This window comes from Acinetobacter qingfengensis, assembly GCF_008693185.1.
GTDB classification, from domain to species: Bacteria; Pseudomonadota; Gammaproteobacteria; order Pseudomonadales; family Moraxellaceae; genus Acinetobacter; species Acinetobacter qingfengensis.
This window is the reverse complement of sequence record NZ_VXKN01000005.1, coordinates 99,282-114,470: the sequence shown is the minus strand read 5'-3', so window position 1 is coordinate 114,470 and position 15,189 is coordinate 99,282. Positions and strand designations below refer to the sequence as shown.

Sequence of the window (15,189 nt, the reverse complement as noted above, 5' to 3'; positions counted from 1 at the left end):
GGTAAAATCAATTTGCTTTATCCCACTTGCCTAAGTTCCTCACTATTTTGTTCAAACACAGCCTGCAAAGCCTGATACAAATATTCCACAGCAATCACTTTGATAGAGTCAATAGATTGTTTTGGCTGATTCACTTTAGGCACAACTATAGTTTTAAATCCATTCTTTTGTGCTTCCTTTATGCGTTCCTGCGCATGGGGTACAGAACGAATCTCGCCAGACAGACCGACTTCACCAAACACAGCCATATCGTGAGGCAAGGGTTGATTCTTCAAGCTAGATACACAAGCCAATAGAACTGCCAAATCTGACGCTGTTTCGGTAATCTTTAGACCTCCAATAATATTCAAATAGACGCCATGTTCAAGAATATCCACTTTGGCATGTTCTTTCAAAATAGTTAGCATCAGTGACAAGCGATTATGCTCCAGACCTGAAATGAGCTGTCTGGGTGCATTGGGGGTTTTACTCACCAATGCCTGCACTTCAACTAAAAATGGACGTACACCATTTCGACCAACCATGACAATAGATCCAGCAACTGCCTCACCATAACGATCCAGAAAAATCATTGCTGGTTTTATCACTTCCTTTAATCCCTGATTTGTCATATCAAAAACACTTAATTCATTGACCACACCAAAACGATTTTTGACTGCTCGTATCATGCGATACTGTAGATCCGTTTGACCTTCAAAATACAATACACAATCCACCATATGTTCTAGTACCTTTGGTCCAGCTAATGCACCTTCTTTAGTAACATGGCAAACTACAATTAAAGAAATATCTGAGTGCTTTGCTAATTTAGTCAGAATGGAAGCAGACTCCTTAATTTGAGCTACACTTCCAGATGCCGACTCAATAGATTCTGTATAAAGTGTTTGAATAGAATCTAAAATCACAACGGCAGATTTTTGTTCCATAAGCGTTTCACAAATACGCTCTACATTCGTTTCTGCCATGACATCTAACCTGTCCAGTGGCAACCCCAATCGTTTAGCTCGCATGGCAACTTGGGATAGTGACTCCTCTCCTGTAATATATAAAACTGATTGATTTTCTGCAATATGAGTCGCTGTCTGTAAAAGCAATGTTGATTTGCCAATGCCAGGATCGCCACCAATTAAAACTACTGATCCAGTAACCAAACCACCACCTAATACACGATCAAACTCTCCTATACCTGTTGAACACCGAATTTCCTGACTAAGCTGAACGGCATTTAATTTCGTAATATGATGTTGTTGTCCTGCATAGCCAGAATGGCTTAAACCTGCCGTAGCCCGATGTTGAGCCTTTCGTTCAACTGTTGTTTTGCTGAAACTGTTATATTCACCACATTGGATACATTGTCCTGTCCACTTATCCTCCTCCTTACCACAATCACTGCATACATAGACTGTACTTTTAGCCATTGTAAAACTCTGTTTTTTCAATCATCAAAAACACCATATCAAGGCAAATTATTAATCTCAAGCAAGGCGGTGAAATAAGGGGAATTGGTTGAGAATAGAGGAAAAAAATTAAATTGACTTAATTACTTCGTAAAATAGACAGGTAAAAATAGCATTGCATTAGTTTACAATTCGTTTAGATGTTCGATTAAAATATCAGACTTACGCAAAATAATTTACAACCTCTTTGTTCATATCAAATTCAACATAATAATCCAAATCCAGTATTTATAATCATTAAACCGTTCTGATAAGAATTGACTAACTCCCCTCATAAATTTATCATTCCCCTGCTGGCCTACATCGCCAGTCGGTTTTAGCAGACCGTTTTAGCTAAGCGCACAACAATACAGTTTAACTGTGTTTTTTGTGCGTGTTTTCTCGTGCCCCCTCTACGGTGGAACGGGAGGGGGACGCCTTCGTGCGTGCTGATTCTTAGCTATCAGTCTGCTAACCCGCTCTCGTTCTGCCACCATCATTTAGCAGTGATTTGGTAGAACTTCTTTTTAGCTAAGGAGTCATCACCATGCAAATCTTTGCACCATCCCTCATCAAAAAATCAGTCCAGATATTGGCTGTTACAGCACTATTTTCCACCTCAAGTCTGTATGCTGCCAGCATGACCGTTAAAGTTAAAAATAATATTCAATGGAGCGAAGAAGCGGCTTTCTTTGCAACCAATAAAGGCAATATTTCTGTTTACACGGTTGATCTTACCCCTAAACAATATCAAAACCTGAAATCCGTTAAAAAAGGTGATTGCATTCAAATCACTGCCAAAGACCAAAAGTTTGAAAACTATGAAGGCATTACCACCATCATGGAATTTCAGAATGCCAAAAAAGTGACCTGTAAATAACAGTTCAGTTTGTGCATGTGTACTTTGACTATTTTAGTTATGGTTGTGTCAGCTTTCTGACTGTTTTGACCTGAATTTTTCTGTTGCTGTCTCAGGCTGTATTTCGTCATACGCTGACTACGTTTAATCATATCTAAAAAAAGAATAATGAACGGAGTAACAATGAGAATGTATTTATCTGCCCTGTCATTAGTATTGATCGGGGTGTCTGCTGTTGGTTGTGCGAGTAAGGAAGAACGTCAGTTTATCAGTGGTTGTAAAACAGGTGGCATTGAAGGTTCTACCTGTAAATGTATTTATAAAAGGCTTGAAGATAAATATGGAGAGGATGGGTTTAAAAATCAACTTTACACCATGAGCCAAACCGAACAATTCCAGAACGATATGATGCAAAGCACAATGCAGTGTATGCGGGAGTAAACCAATGCGTTTTCTTGCAGGTGTGATCGTGGTCATCATTATTGTGGCATTTCTGGGTCTGCCTTTTATTGGTTTTATGATTCTGGTGGGGCTGTTTATGTTATTGGTTAATTTTGCTGTAGGTGGGGATACAAAATGAAAGACAGCATTAAGGCATGGGTGATTGGTGGATATTTGATTATCGGGTTCTTCTTTGCGGTGTATCAGCATTTTTGGGGACAGTATAACTATAAATCTTTTGCCTACAACATTGGTCAAGGCATTGTCTGGCCTGCGGTAATGTTTCCCTCTGTCGGTAAGTTTATTGGTGGGGTATTGATTTTACTCATTATCGGTGCACTAGTTTTACGTTCTAAATAATTTTAATGTCTATTTATAGGAAAAATGTTATGAAAAAATTTACACTGGGTTTAATGCTTTCTGCTGGATTGGTTGCAACTTATCCAACACTGGTACAAGCCAAAGCCAAGGAAGCTACTTGCCAGATTGATGAGGGCGGTCAAACCCGTTACAAAGGTAAATGCAATTTTGAGTCTCAAGGCGGTGGTAGTTTTTATATCAGTCATCCCAGCTTTGTGAAAAAAGTTGGGGTTGAAGGTTTAATGATTATTATTGAAGGCAAAGACCAAGCTGTAGTACAGGCGACTAAAATCGGTGGTGGCGGTTCCATGTGGGGTGAAGCTGTACGTTCACAAAAGCAGAAAGCTTGCTGGGTCGGTAATGATTTTAAAGTTTGTGCTTGGTAGTAAATATTTAAATTTAAAAACAATTAGGGAAACTCTTCGCTAATTGTTTTTTCAAGGTAAATCTTTAGATTAAAATAAAACAACTTACCAATTTATGACAACATCGTAATGAATATTAATTGATTTTAGGCTGAGAAAAATACCTTAGAAATCAAATACGGCACTCAATAAGTGTACTAGCTCAAACCTGATCTGACAGCTACCCATTTTTTATTGTGTCTGTCAGGTTAAATTTGAGCTAAATTTTTCTCAACCCAAATTCGTTTTCCATCAAGTAAAGTTTCAAATGGTGTACGACCACAAGACATTTTTCCTTGATGAGTCCGTTCAGTATTATAGAATTTCAGCCAGTCCTTCTTTGGAATACTAAAATCCGAATGTTTCTATGGTGAGGAATTTAATTCAGTTGATGAATTGGAACAAACCGTGAAAAAATATATTCACTATTACAATCATGAAAGAATCAAAGTGAAATTAAAAGGACTAAGCCCTGTACAGTATAGAACTCAGTCCTTAAAAGCTTTTTAATCAACTGTCCAACTTATTGGGGTCAGATCAGATCGGGAATGATTTTAAAATTTGTGCGTGGTAATCAAGGTTCAAGGCTATTAGGGAGTTCGCTCCCTAATGTTTATGATTTTTATCACCTTATACTAATTTAAGCTAGCTTAAAGAATTTAATATATTTGCCTTTAAAAATTTAATCATTTCACGTATACGTGCAGGTTGGTTTCGTTGCTTCCGATAGACAATACATAATTCCAATTGTTCAGTTTTCAAATGGGGTAAACATTGAATCAATCTCCCAGTATTTATATCATCGACAAGATCCCAACTCAGTTTATAGGCAACCCCTTCGCCAGCTAATGCCCAATCTCTTAGTGTTTCGCCACTATCTGTTAATAAGTAAGGTTGAACTTGAACATTATTCTCATATCCATCAAGATAAAATGACCATTTATTCATTATAATTCTATCATTATTAAGGCATAAGCAATGATGTTTTAACAAATCTGAAGGAGTGTTAATTTCTGGTGTTCGCTGTAAGTAATCTGGTGAGGCAACAATTACATAATTGTCTTTTAGAACGACATCCATCACATAATTATCATTTTTAGGTGGATTAACCATAAGAGCAATGTCTATGCTATCTCCCATAAAACTTAGGTTATTTAAAAGACTTAATGAAATTCTAAGCTCTGGGTGCATTTTTGAAAATTTTGCTAAAAGAGGAGCCATATGCTTTTTTCCAAATCCATGTGTAGTACTTATTTTTAAATTTCCCCGAAGTACCCCTTTCCCTCTTACTTCTTCTTCAAGTTCATCAATACTTTTCATAATGGCTTTGGCATTTTGGTAGTAGATGGTACCTTCATTCGTCATTTTAAATTGCTGAGCATGTCGAATAATTAAACAAACATCCAATCGTTGTTCTAGTTCTTTTAAATGACGACTCACTGCTGAAAGTGACATATCCAATGCTATAGCGGTACGTGTTAGCGATCCATTTTCTACAATTTTAATAAATAACGCCATGTCATTGATACTATTTTTCATTGTTCATAATTGCATTTTTTGCAAGGATAACTTGCATTATATCTATTTCCCATTTGCAGTAAAACCGCTTCAATAGTTCTTTTTGGAGTCATCTATATGGCAAATGCTGATGATATTTTTAGAAAAACAGTATTAAGGTTTACAATTGCTGGACTCTTACTGATTGTTTATCTAATCTTCGCTGATTTCTTTTTTCCACTAACACCGCATTCTCGTGTCTATTTACCTATTACTCAGGTTGCACCAGATGTGTCAGGGCAAGTTGTTAGTTTGCATATTGAGAACAATCAATACGTTAAAAAAGGAGAACCACTTTTTTCACTTGATGCAACATCATATCAACAAGATGTTTATGCTGCCCAATTGCAATTAAATAAAGCGAAACAGAATAATCAAAAGTTATATGCCCAAATCATAGCGGCTCAATCAGACGTAAAGAGTGCAAAGGCACAGGTCTCTAAAGCAAATGATCATGCTAAGCGAATTTCAGAATTAGATATTAATGCAATGTCTAAAGATGAAAGGAATGATGCATTTACCATGCGTGATCAGGCACTTGCTGAACTAGAGTATAAAATAGCAAAACTCAAAGAGTTAGAAGTTGAATATAGCAAAAAAGAAAATAATAACGTTGATATCCAAATCGCACAGCAAAATTTATCTATTGCAAATCGTGACCTTAAACGTACAGTTGTGATCGCTGCAACTGATGGTAAAGTGACTAATCTTCAACTTCATGTTGGAGATTATGCCACCAAAGGCGTTCCTGTTCTCGCAGTGGTTCAAAACAAGCCCATTATTACAGCAGATTTTAGGGAAAAAACATTAAGTCATGTTGAGGCTGGGGATATTGCATATATAAGTTTTGATAAAATACCTGGTAAAGTTTTTAGTGGTAAGGTGCAAGCCATTGAATCTGGTATTGAACAAGGACAACTCAATGCGAATGCAAGCCTTGCAGCAACAACTCAAACTGATCGTTGGTTACGTCGTGCAGAACGCTTACGTGTAGATATTTTAATTGATGATATGCCTGATGATGTTGATATTGCAAGTGGGTCACGTTGTACTGTTCAGTTAATCCCAAACAATAATATATTGACGCGACTGATAGGTCGACTTCAAATTCATCTAGGAGCTATCTTTAAGTATGTATATTAAACATCTTTGGAAAGCATCAATTGATGAAAATGCTTGGCAACAGGCTAAGCGTATGACCTTAGGGGCGACACTTGGATGGTGTATTGCGAGTATGTTTGATTTGCCTTATGGAGCATTCTACGGTGTTTACCCACTTGTTTTGTTGGGATTCATTCCAACAAGAACCAATGCGAAGATTACCATTGAATTCTTAGCAAGTACGGTATTTGGACTGATGGCATCTGGTTTTTTGGTGGCTAAACTTTCTCCACATCCAATAATAATGCTTTTATGTTTTACATTTTTTTCATGGCTATGTTTTAAGTGTATGGTTCAAGGGTTATTTATTTTTGGTGCCTCATCTGTCTGTATCCTTACCAGTATTGTTCATTTAGCAAGCTATGATGCAACAAGCTGGAATTCTCTATTTTATGCACAAATTACTGCCTCTATTATTTCTGTAATCGTCAGTTATTTAGCATTTTTACTATTCCCAGACAAAGGAAAGAAACTACCACCGCCTTCACCACCACATTTAACCAGAATACAACTAAATCATCGTGTTTGGCTTGGAACGATATGCTGTTGCATGCAATTTATTGTATTTCAGTCATTATCGTTAAGTGATTCTTTTGGAGCACAAATTGCAACTATTCTTGTATTAATGAGTCTGCGACGAGATATGATTTGGATATCTGCGCAAAAAAGATTACTAGGTGTATTTACTAGCTGTTGTTTTGTAATGCTTATTCAACTTATCGTTAATAATTTAAGTCATATATGGCTGATTACATTAATTTTTTATATTATTGGCATGCTAATTTTCTGTACTGAGCATGCACGTGAAGGGATACCTGGTAAAGGGTTTCCTGGTACCACAACAATTGCTATTCTCTATGGTTCTTTAACACCAATGAACAATCAAATTGGTGAAAGTATGTATAGAGCTATTTCTATAACACTAGCTGTTTGTTTAATGTTGTTATGTGTCAACATGACTCATTATTTTCTTAATCAATTTAAATCCACTCGATGGGTTTAAATCAAATAGTGTTTATACAAATAATAACAGAGCAATTTTTTCAAAACAATCTTTCTTTGGATCTCAGTCCAGCCAATAAAAAAATAAAGGGAGTCACCTCCCTCTATTTATCCTCCCGTTGTGCAATCTTCGACTCTAGCCAGTCGTAGATTTCCTGCGACACCCAGCCAATACGGATTTCTGTTAAACGTACTGGTTTGGGGAAACTTGCATCGTAATACGGTGATGTTGGTTTAATCAGTTCATAGATGGTCGAACGACTTAAGGCAGTGACTTCAATCACAGCTTTAATGTTAAAGATACGATATTGATACTCAGTAGATGCGTTCATGTAATTTCTCCGAAATGTGATCGAGAGCGGTTTCTCTCGATACAAGTCGGTGTTCTGTATTTTTTAACCTTGAGCCATGATTCAGGTTTAGTTCACTGCCTTGACACTTTGCCGTAATCCCTGTGTTAATTGCATCACAGGATTAAGCTCGGTATGCTCGCTGTTATGCTGTGTTTTTGCTTTTTGTAGCTGTTGTGCCTCTATATGTGAATGTTCTGCCTGTTCACTGATTTCAGGATAAAACTCCTCCGCAATCTGCATGCCGTCATCCTCCTGTAATTCAAATACCGCATTGTTAAAGCCTGCTTTAGCAATAAAATCCAAAGCCTCCTGATAAAAGCCCGCATCCTTACTGTGTTGATCGACTTCTTTCGCCATTTGAATGGCATCTTTTAAACACACGCCATCTCTCAACGTTAAATCCACGTAATATACTGGGGTACGATAACTCTGTGTGGTGGACTTACCCCTTAAGGTCAGTTGTAACGGTAAACATGACAATAGTCCGCAAGATGCCGCATGGTAATAACTTAAACGTGCTGCCAGTGTGCGAATACTGTTGTAGCCTGTGGTTCTAAAGATAAATGTCCCCAATTCATCACTGTCATCCAGATTGACATGTAAACGACCATAGGGTTTGCATTGTCCACCTTGTGCCAGTGGGCATAAGTCAGGCGATGGACAGGACAATTGTTCTACACCCTGTTGCGTAAGGCGTTGACAGCTTTCGCCATTACCGACACAGACAGGTCGTCCTGTTTGACGGTCAAATAAAGTATATTCCGCTCTTAAATTCAGTTCAGGATCATTAAAAATCATACGCACTGGAATGGTTCTGAGTTTGCCATTTTGTGCTTTGGCTCTAAGCTGCTCATCCAGTGGATGCTTGACCCAGCCATCCTTATTTTGAATCTGGCTGGTGATGGTAAACTGGTCATCCTTTTCAGGCAGTCGTTTACCGTTCTTTTCTACAATTTTACCGATACTAATACGCCCCAACACAGGTGGGGTAATGGCTAAACCTTTAATCATGATGATTGTCCTCGATTGCACTTATTTACGGATTCCCCAAATCTATTGAATGCACTACTCCCACGCCCTATTTTTAAACGGTCTAAAAAAATGATTTCCAATCACAGGTCATGAGAGAAATTATTGTGCGATATGCAAGAATGCAAAGCTGCGCCAACGCCCTTTCTTCATATTTGAAGAAAGGGCAAATGGGGTGGCTTTGCAGATTTTTTAAATTTGGGAAATAAATAAGTAAACGTTTGCTGTGATAAAAATCTGTTTAATATTTCATTGATGCAGATAGAAGATTTACGCTTTTGCAGGATAGACATTAAAACGTCGACTGCCGTGTCGGGTTTGTGGATACTGTTGCAGTAGTTCAGGCTGTTGTTTCAGTAACTGCTTATGATCCAATACGATACTGTCTTTGGATTTTTTCCATGTCACACTGCCTTTGCTAAAGACGGCTCGTTCAGCATCTTTCATCAAGGATTGAATACGATGCTTGAGATAATCATATTTAGTCTGGTGCTGTGCCAATTGCTGTTCTTCCAGCAGTAAATCATTAAATAACTGGTCTACTCCGACTAGCGTACTAAAATCAACGGTTTCTAAGGGGGTATGTTCAGGATATAAAAGTTGTAAGGCTTTGGCCGCAGATTCGCTGGCATCGACACTCGGTGGAATATCCCGTTCCACACAATCCCAGAAAATACGTTCACTGGCAATTAATCGCTGAATCACAATTTCATTGCGCTCTACCTTAAAGATTCTGGCTTCATGTCCACAGAACAAGGCACAAATATGCGCTGCCTGTTTGCCTGTCACCGCCAATTGATGTTGTACCTGTATCAAGACATATAACGGCACACCTTCTTTCCAGTGTTTGACACCCCATTCACCGATGGATTTACATTCCAGTATCTGCACATCATCACATCCAACCACGGCATAATCTAGATTCGCCAACATAAAGGCTTTGTCTGTATCAGCATGTTGTAACACTGCATTGACTTTTCGAACTTTATGCCCTGTTTTGTGCTGGTAGTATTTGGCAATCAACGGTTCCAATTGTTGTCCCCAATATAAAGGGGAATAACGATGCTCTGTGGGTTGCTGGGCTGGACTTGGCATGCGTCCTGTTTTCAGCATCCACAGCTCCAGCATGGATTGATGTGGATTAAGTCCACAGGCTGCGGCAGCATCACTACTACCAATCCCTTGTTGACGTACCTTTAACCAGTCCTGACGGTTCATGTTCTTGGTACTAATCAACCGTTTGGCTCTGTTGGATAAAGATTGACGAGATGGATATTGCTTAATAGATGGTGGATTTAAAGCAGAAACAGAATGTGCAGGAATCACTGATGATAAATGATTGTTGGATGCTAAAGTAGTAGGTGTGCTATTCATGAAATACTCCATTTCGGTAAAAAATTAAAATGTCGGCATAAAAAAACCACATCTGGGGGAGATGTGGCAAATGAAGGAATGCATACAATTTAAACTGATGACAAGTTTAGTTTAGACAATAAACTGGAGTGCCTGTTGTACGCTACGCTGTTTGAGATTCGCTCCAGCACCAAACCATGCAGAATCCAGTCGATGATCCCGACTCATGGCTCTGCGTTCATGGTCAATATATTCAGTCATGGAACAGAGTAAGCCATAGGCGGTATTCTTAGCTGAGGACAATTCCGCACCACGTCCCTGACCATTAAACATCTGCATCACTTTGGACATGGCTTTGCCATTGGGTTCAGATTTAGTCGTAGGGTTATCAGCTTTGGCAGCAACATCCCGATAGAACTGAATAATATTTTCCTCCTGATCAAGGATGCTCATGTTGGTATTGTTAAATACTGCATCGAAATAGGCGGCTGCTTCGCCTTGTGACACTTTACGCTGGCTCAGTTGTTTCATCTGGTACATGTGTTCATCCCATGCCTGTACCGAAATACCCAGTTGTTGTTTCACCGCTTCGGCATCGAATTTGGTACTGTGTGGCACTTTAACCGTACCTGCATTGTTTGTCTGTCCCTGTAAGGCAATCGCCAAGGTGTTATTACATACCACACGGATTGAGGTGAATTGTGCTGTGGTGGCAAGCGTACCATCACAAGCCGTTGCCAGTAGCATATAGCCATTGCTGACATCCTTGCCTTTAAGTGCAGTACTCTGTCCTGTACGTGCCAATGCCCAGAACTTTTTACCGCCTTTGAGTACTCCAGCAGTTTCCAGTTCAAAGCCTGATTGCTCAGTTAAATCTCGATAAAATTCCAATATCTCACGAGGCTGAACTTCCTGATAACGCTGACTGACCACGGATAACGGCGCATGGGTATCAGAGCGATACAATACCCGTTGTTCTTCAAACGGCATGATAATGCTTTGTCCCCGTGCATTCTGAGCCATATAACTGACATCCGAGGATTCAATCCGCCAATCCATACCAGCCTGCTGTGCCCATACTTCAATCGGTTGATGCTGGGTCAGTTGATTGCCTAAACCATGCCATGGGGTTTCACCGACATAGGCCATTTGTTCTAATTGATGTGCCATCTTATTACTCCTTATTCTGATTTAATCCTGTTACTGAAAATCGCATTGGCAACTATGACAATGAAAATATGGAATAGGCTGCTGTATGGTTTTATTGGGTTGCATCAAGCCATCAATTAAACCACCGACTACCACACCAGCAAGTCCACCTAATAACGGTGATATCGCTTTCGGTAATGGCAAGGATTTAGATAAAGTTGCACCAATGCCAGCACAGGTCATGGAAGACAGATTACTGTTGGAACTTGATGGCTGTGGCATCACTCGGCTCACATGTTCAGAGTAGCAATAGGGACATGTAATATTCATAAGATAGACCTCATTAAATGAAAAAGGACTTACCCTGTAGATAAGCCCTGTAAAAATTAAAATCTGTCATCAATACAGATTCATGTTCACTTAAATGATGTGTATCTATGATTTTTTGGGATCAGCCAAACGTCCTCATTCTCTTACAGACCTTAACCCTTAAATGCTGTTGTTCTTTTTCAGGTCGTACAAGGTATTGAATCGTAGTAAGCATATTATCGACTTGATCCGCATCGTCTGTGCGAATCATGCCTATACCCAATCTACCCATATCCTTAAACTGACTTAAATAATCTGGGTCATGGCAATTAAAATAATAGCCTTGTCCTTCTGTAATTTCCCCCCAAATCTCACCTACACGTTTTGCAATACCATAGCCATTTTGATGTTCATGTCCCCGATACACCAATAGAAGATGACAGTGATAGCCTTTTTCTGTCCCTTGCTCTAGTGCCCATGCATATTCAATCAATCCTTTAAAGGTTCTATCCTGATTATTCATTCGTTGTCTCAATATCTTCATATCATTATCAAAATCTGTAATGCTAATCAAATGATGATATTTTTTCTTATAGGCAAGGTCTAACCTAACTACAAGAATCCGTGCATAACGTTTTGATACTGATCGCATACGCTCAAGCAATTGTTCAGTATTTTCATTTTCACTATAGCGATGATCTCTTAATTTGCGCTTATGTCTACTTACATAAAATTTAAATCTACGCTGGATATATTCAAAGGACAGATTTTTCAATTGCCGTATTAATTCACTTGGATTATCAATCCAATCATGAAATTCGTAAAGTAATTCAACAAATGCATCAATACAACCAAAGTAACTATAATCAGGATTGTAAATTTCATTAAACTCAATCAAAAATCTGGATAAGTAACTATAAAAATCTTTAGATTCTATTTTTTTATTACAAACACCAACAATACAATTTTCAATTTCTATTAGCAAAGCAGATTCATTAATATTCACAAAAGTTCCTTTCATATTGATTAATACCATATAAAGGAGTATTTATGTAAATTTAATATTTAGTTATTAATTTGGAGTAATAAAATATATTAATAACATTAATAACCCACAACAAAAAAGCAAAAATAATTATAAAAAAATAACATACTTAATATTCAAACCCTTATTACACCTAGATAAAATCAAATTTATCAAACTATAGTTAATACAAATTACTGATTATTTTTAAGATTGAATTATCTGTCGTTTTAGGTACAGAATTTATAAATAATGTATTTAAATTAAATATCCAATAAAATCCTTACAATATCTGTTTTATGTCAGTGATGATAAATTAATTACATGTTGAACTTACATAGACCACTCATAAAGAGCAATGATTGTTAAAGTACTATTACATCACAGTGTAATCAGTAGAATGTAATTCAGATCAATCATGATGAACCTACTACAATTTGAGGAAATTTACTCCCCCTACCGTAACTTCATCATCTACAAAAACTTTCGGAAAAATAAGCAGAAAAAACTCAAAACAGGACGGAAAAGTTACTTGAAGCTCTACCGAATAAGCCTAAAATTTTGGAGTAAGTTTTTCGTAAAGAGATGAAGAAATGAACAACCGTGAATACATTAACGAACTAAACTCAGAATTGAAGCAGTTAAAAGATGAGGATCTTATACCTGCATTTTTCCTCATGGAAATGTATATTGAATTTGATAGCTTTAGAGATTTTCATAAAGAACTCGATAGGGACTTTATGCAGAAATTCATTCAAAGATTGAATACCATTAAAGAATTAAGTGAGATTCGCAAAGCTATATTAGATTATTATTCTGATAAATATTGGGAGTGTATAGATGATTATCTCAGAGAAATTGAAAATTTTAGATTTGATTTAAAAAATCGTGGTCGTGATTTATCAAAATATAAAACAGACAAAAGACTTTTGGCTTTTGCATTAAACTATTATGATAATAAATTTAATCGAAGAGAAAAAACCATTAATTATATAGATAATAATTTTTATAGGCTTTTATTTATTATATTCTGCCATCCAGATTATAGTCAAAGCAAAACCACACTAGACCGAATAGAAGAAAACTATAGTCAACTTATAAATCAGCATTCCATTCATTTTGAAAAAAATGATAATTATGATTTTTACAGATGGGCAAAAAAATATATGGATGACCAAGAAAAATATAGAAGTAGAAAATATTCACCCACAACAGATGAGGAATATAAAATGACTGTTAATATTATTTTTGACAAAATATTTGATGACAATGAAGATATTTACTCATCATTAAAAGAGAAACTATCAAATGCATGGTATCAAAAAAAATACCGTGAAAAAAATAAAGGTAAAAAACCTTGTCATTATACTTTAACAAAAAGAACCCAAGAGGCTCTTCATATCTTAGCCTTTAAACTTAATACAACCGAAGATAAAGTCATTGAAAAATTAGTTAATGAATACTATGTTAATAATTGTGTAGATAATTTAGGGAATTCATTATATTAAAAATTATTAATTTACAATATCCCCAAAAAAGAAAGAGGATTTATCTTCTTTCTTTATCAAAAAAGAATAAATCACATGATCAGGTGCCATTAAAATATTTTCACTATTATAGCACTCTTCCAACCATTCACTTGCGAAGTCATAATTATGACTTACCTTTGTAGCATAGGTAGCAGAAGTAGATGGAATAGCACAATCAAAATCATATTCTTTCATTAATAATCTTGCAGCATCAATACATTTATTTTTTTTCATAGCATATTTTTTACTTTCCAACATGCTATCATCTAAATGCGCTCTAGAACTCTCATAAAAATAATTTGTATAAAAACCACATACTGTTTCAATACACTCATTCAGATCATTAAAAAATAAATTAACATGACCTAACCTTTCATAAATATCAGAAAAATATTGTTTTGAAAAACCTTTAAATTCACTACAAGCTATACCACTATATGGTGTATCTATTAATGATTTAATTCTAATAAGAGCCTTAACAAATAATAAAAAATCATCTGCTTTATCTACACTCTCCAATGATTTTAATCCAACACTAACTTTATGGTAGACATTTTTAATATAAAATTGTTTTTTTATAATTTCAAATTCAATAAACAACATAACTCTAAAAAGAATATTGGATTCTAAATTTATATCATTAATATTTATTTCACCTCTATACTTTTTAATATTTAAGGTGTTATTTTTTAGAAAAATTCTCAAAATTTCTAGTGTAACAAATCCATTATATTCATAATATAAACATTGCCCTACTAATTTATGTAACAATGAACTTTTTATATTTTCGACATTCCACCTTATTGTTAATAAATTCAAATCCTGTAGAAAATCATCTATTGAAAAATCAAATTTTTTAAATTGAATTATTATCTGTTTTAAAAGATGTTTAAACATTTGAACATCATTATCAAATGCACAATCACCTATAACCGTTGGAATGATTGGAATAGCTGCTTTTATTTCCACACCACATAAAAGGAAATGTTTGTATAATTCTGCTTTTTCTTTCTCATAACCTCTTGCCAAGTTTATTTTAGCAATTTTCTGCAAAAGATCGAAATATATTGAATCTTTCTGATGTCTAGCACTCATTTCAAAAGCAATTTCATGAAAATAAACGTAGTCCAAAATGCTTAATGCACATTTTCTAGTTTCATGAATTTTACTCATTGTCAATACAATTTCAAAACCGTTTTGAACGACTATATTAACTATTCCCC

The 15,189-nt window shown here is 36.1% G+C and carries 17 protein-coding genes and 2 pseudogenes; 9 read left to right on the top strand and 10 right to left on the bottom strand.

Translation table 11 applies throughout. From position 1 onward, the window contains the following. Nucleotides 1-17: 17 nt before the first annotated feature. A complete protein-coding gene (radA, locus tag F4V57_RS08275; protein WP_070070721.1) occupies nucleotides 18-1,418 on the bottom strand; it encodes a DNA repair protein RadA in 1,401 nt (466 codons plus the stop codon). A 565-nt stretch (nucleotides 1,419-1,983) separates the two neighbouring features. Between radA and F4V57_RS08270 the strand changes: the two genes are divergently transcribed. The 5 genes from F4V57_RS08270 (at nucleotide 1,984) to F4V57_RS08255 (ending at nucleotide 3,482) form a co-directional block, all read left to right on the top strand. Continuing rightward, nucleotides 1,984-2,316 carry a hypothetical protein gene (locus F4V57_RS08270; protein WP_070070722.1) on the top strand — a complete coding sequence of 111 codons (333 nt, stop codon included), beginning with the start codon at nucleotides 1,984-1,986 and terminating at the stop codon, nucleotides 2,314-2,316. Nucleotides 2,317-2,478: 162 nt separating this feature from the next. Beyond that, on the top strand, nucleotides 2,479-2,736 hold the full coding sequence (locus tag F4V57_RS08265) for a hypothetical protein (protein ID WP_070070723.1): 258 nt from the start codon (nucleotides 2,479-2,481) through the stop codon (nucleotides 2,734-2,736). A gap of 4 nt (nucleotides 2,737-2,740) precedes the next feature. Next, nucleotides 2,741-2,875 carry a hypothetical protein gene (locus F4V57_RS15015; RefSeq protein WP_264754224.1) on the top strand — a complete coding sequence of 45 codons (135 nt, stop codon included), beginning with the start codon at nucleotides 2,741-2,743 and terminating at the stop codon, nucleotides 2,873-2,875. Next, nucleotides 2,872-3,096 carry a hypothetical protein gene (locus F4V57_RS08260; protein WP_070070724.1) on the top strand — a complete coding sequence of 75 codons (225 nt, stop codon included), beginning with the start codon at nucleotides 2,872-2,874 and terminating at the stop codon, nucleotides 3,094-3,096. The genes F4V57_RS15015 and F4V57_RS08260 overlap by 4 nt, the downstream gene beginning before the upstream one ends. Before the next feature lie 29 nt (nucleotides 3,097-3,125). Then, nucleotides 3,126-3,482 carry a hypothetical protein gene (locus F4V57_RS08255; protein ID WP_070070725.1) on the top strand — a complete coding sequence of 119 codons (357 nt, stop codon included), beginning with the start codon at nucleotides 3,126-3,128 and terminating at the stop codon, nucleotides 3,480-3,482. A 227-nt stretch (nucleotides 3,483-3,709) separates the two neighbouring features. Here F4V57_RS08255 and F4V57_RS08250 read toward each other — a convergent pair. Further along, nucleotides 3,710-3,835 (bottom strand): annotated as a pseudogene (locus F4V57_RS08250) (IS481 family transposase); the annotation flags it as partial. Between F4V57_RS08250 and F4V57_RS08245 the strand changes: the two are divergent. Continuing rightward, nucleotides 3,831-4,010: pseudogene (locus F4V57_RS08245) on the top strand (IS3 family transposase); the annotation flags it as partial. The pseudogenes F4V57_RS08250 and F4V57_RS08245 sit on opposite strands and share 5 nt — an antisense overlap. Before the next feature lie 135 nt (nucleotides 4,011-4,145). Here F4V57_RS08245 and F4V57_RS08240 read toward each other — a convergent pair. Next, nucleotides 4,146-5,039, bottom strand: coding sequence for a LysR family transcriptional regulator (locus tag F4V57_RS08240; protein ID WP_070070726.1), 894 nt, complete (start codon nucleotides 5,037-5,039; stop codon nucleotides 4,146-4,148). Nucleotides 5,040-5,135: 96 nt separating this feature from the next. Between F4V57_RS08240 and F4V57_RS08235 the strand changes: the two genes are divergently transcribed. Together F4V57_RS08235 and F4V57_RS08230 are read left to right on the top strand one after the other, a co-directional pair. Beyond that, entirely contained in the window at nucleotides 5,136-6,200 is a 1,065-nt protein-coding gene (locus F4V57_RS08235; protein ID WP_070070727.1) for an HlyD family secretion protein, read from the top strand. Continuing rightward, nucleotides 6,190-7,221, top strand: a complete 1,032-nt coding sequence (locus tag F4V57_RS08230) for a DUF2955 domain-containing protein (RefSeq protein ID WP_070070728.1) — start codon at nucleotides 6,190-6,192, stop codon at nucleotides 7,219-7,221. The genes F4V57_RS08235 and F4V57_RS08230 overlap by 11 nt, the downstream gene beginning before the upstream one ends. A gap of 103 nt (nucleotides 7,222-7,324) precedes the next feature. On the opposite strand, the gene F4V57_RS08225 is transcribed toward F4V57_RS08230, so the two are convergent. The 6 genes from F4V57_RS08225 to F4V57_RS08200 form a co-directional block, all read right to left on the bottom strand. After that, the gene (locus F4V57_RS08225; RefSeq protein WP_070070729.1) at nucleotides 7,325-7,552 is read right to left on the bottom strand and encodes a helix-turn-helix transcriptional regulator; all 228 of its coding nucleotides are present in this window, start codon (nucleotides 7,550-7,552) and stop codon (nucleotides 7,325-7,327) included. Nucleotides 7,553-7,639: 87 nt separating this feature from the next. Then, entirely contained in the window at nucleotides 7,640-8,584 is a 945-nt protein-coding gene (locus F4V57_RS08220) for a recombination directionality factor (RefSeq protein ID WP_070070730.1), read from the bottom strand. A gap of 288 nt (nucleotides 8,585-8,872) precedes the next feature. Further along, nucleotides 8,873-9,976: a YqaJ viral recombinase family nuclease gene (locus tag F4V57_RS08215; protein WP_150330548.1), complete on the bottom strand. Its 1,104-nt coding sequence runs from the start codon at nucleotides 9,974-9,976 to the stop codon at nucleotides 8,873-8,875. Between the two features lie 111 nt (nucleotides 9,977-10,087). Further along, complete coding sequence (locus tag F4V57_RS08210) at nucleotides 10,088-11,125, bottom strand: DUF932 domain-containing protein (RefSeq protein ID WP_070070731.1); 1,038 nt, start codon at nucleotides 11,123-11,125, stop codon at nucleotides 10,088-10,090. 30 nt (nucleotides 11,126-11,155) lie between these two features. After that, entirely contained in the window at nucleotides 11,156-11,434 is a 279-nt protein-coding gene (locus tag F4V57_RS08205; protein WP_070070732.1) for a hypothetical protein, read from the bottom strand. Nucleotides 11,435-11,555: 121 nt separating this feature from the next. Next, nucleotides 11,556-12,419, bottom strand: a complete 864-nt coding sequence (locus tag F4V57_RS08200) for a YagK/YfjJ domain-containing protein (RefSeq protein WP_070070745.1) — start codon at nucleotides 12,417-12,419, stop codon at nucleotides 11,556-11,558. Nucleotides 12,420-13,030: 611 nt separating this feature from the next. Here F4V57_RS08200 and F4V57_RS08195 point away from each other — a divergent pair. Then, the gene (locus F4V57_RS08195; RefSeq protein ID WP_070070919.1) at nucleotides 13,031-13,945 is read left to right on the top strand and encodes a hypothetical protein; all 915 of its coding nucleotides are present in this window, start codon (nucleotides 13,031-13,033) and stop codon (nucleotides 13,943-13,945) included. 6 nt (nucleotides 13,946-13,951) lie between these two features. On the opposite strand, the gene F4V57_RS08190 is transcribed toward F4V57_RS08195, so the two are convergent. Continuing rightward, the gene (locus F4V57_RS08190) at nucleotides 13,952-15,139 is read right to left on the bottom strand and encodes a hypothetical protein (protein WP_150330547.1); all 1,188 of its coding nucleotides are present in this window, start codon (nucleotides 15,137-15,139) and stop codon (nucleotides 13,952-13,954) included. Nucleotides 15,140-15,189: the final 50 nt, after the last annotated feature.

Coding starts and splice junctions, on each gene's coding strand:
- radA (WP_070070721.1), bottom strand. CDS start 1,418: ATGGCTAAAAGTACAGTCTATGTATGCAGTGATTGTGGTAAGGAGGAG.
- F4V57_RS08270 (WP_070070722.1), top strand. CDS start 1,984: ATGCAAATCTTTGCACCATCCCTCATCAAAAAATCAGTCCAGATATTG.
- F4V57_RS08265 (WP_070070723.1), top strand. CDS start 2,479: ATGAGAATGTATTTATCTGCCCTGTCATTAGTATTGATCGGGGTGTCT.
- F4V57_RS15015 (WP_264754224.1), top strand. CDS start 2,741: ATGCGTTTTCTTGCAGGTGTGATCGTGGTCATCATTATTGTGGCATTT.
- F4V57_RS08260 (WP_070070724.1), top strand. CDS start 2,872: ATGAAAGACAGCATTAAGGCATGGGTGATTGGTGGATATTTGATTATC.
- F4V57_RS08255 (WP_070070725.1), top strand. CDS start 3,126: ATGAAAAAATTTACACTGGGTTTAATGCTTTCTGCTGGATTGGTTGCA.
- F4V57_RS08240 (WP_070070726.1), bottom strand. CDS start 5,039: ATGAAAAATAGTATCAATGACATGGCGTTATTTATTAAAATTGTAGAA.
- F4V57_RS08235 (WP_070070727.1), top strand. CDS start 5,136: ATGGCAAATGCTGATGATATTTTTAGAAAAACAGTATTAAGGTTTACA.
- F4V57_RS08230 (WP_070070728.1), top strand. CDS start 6,190: ATGTATATTAAACATCTTTGGAAAGCATCAATTGATGAAAATGCTTGG.
- F4V57_RS08225 (WP_070070729.1), bottom strand. CDS start 7,552: ATGAACGCATCTACTGAGTATCAATATCGTATCTTTAACATTAAAGCT.
- F4V57_RS08220 (WP_070070730.1), bottom strand. CDS start 8,584: ATGATTAAAGGTTTAGCCATTACCCCACCTGTGTTGGGGCGTATTAGT.
- F4V57_RS08215 (WP_150330548.1), bottom strand. CDS start 9,976: ATGAATAGCACACCTACTACTTTAGCATCCAACAATCATTTATCATCA.
- F4V57_RS08210 (WP_070070731.1), bottom strand. CDS start 11,125: ATGGCACATCAATTAGAACAAATGGCCTATGTCGGTGAAACCCCATGG.
- F4V57_RS08205 (WP_070070732.1), bottom strand. CDS start 11,434: ATGAATATTACATGTCCCTATTGCTACTCTGAACATGTGAGCCGAGTG.
- F4V57_RS08195 (WP_070070919.1), top strand. CDS start 13,031: ATGAACAACCGTGAATACATTAACGAACTAAACTCAGAATTGAAGCAG.
- F4V57_RS08190 (WP_150330547.1), bottom strand. CDS start 15,139: ATGAGTAAAATTCATGAAACTAGAAAATGTGCATTAAGCATTTTGGAC.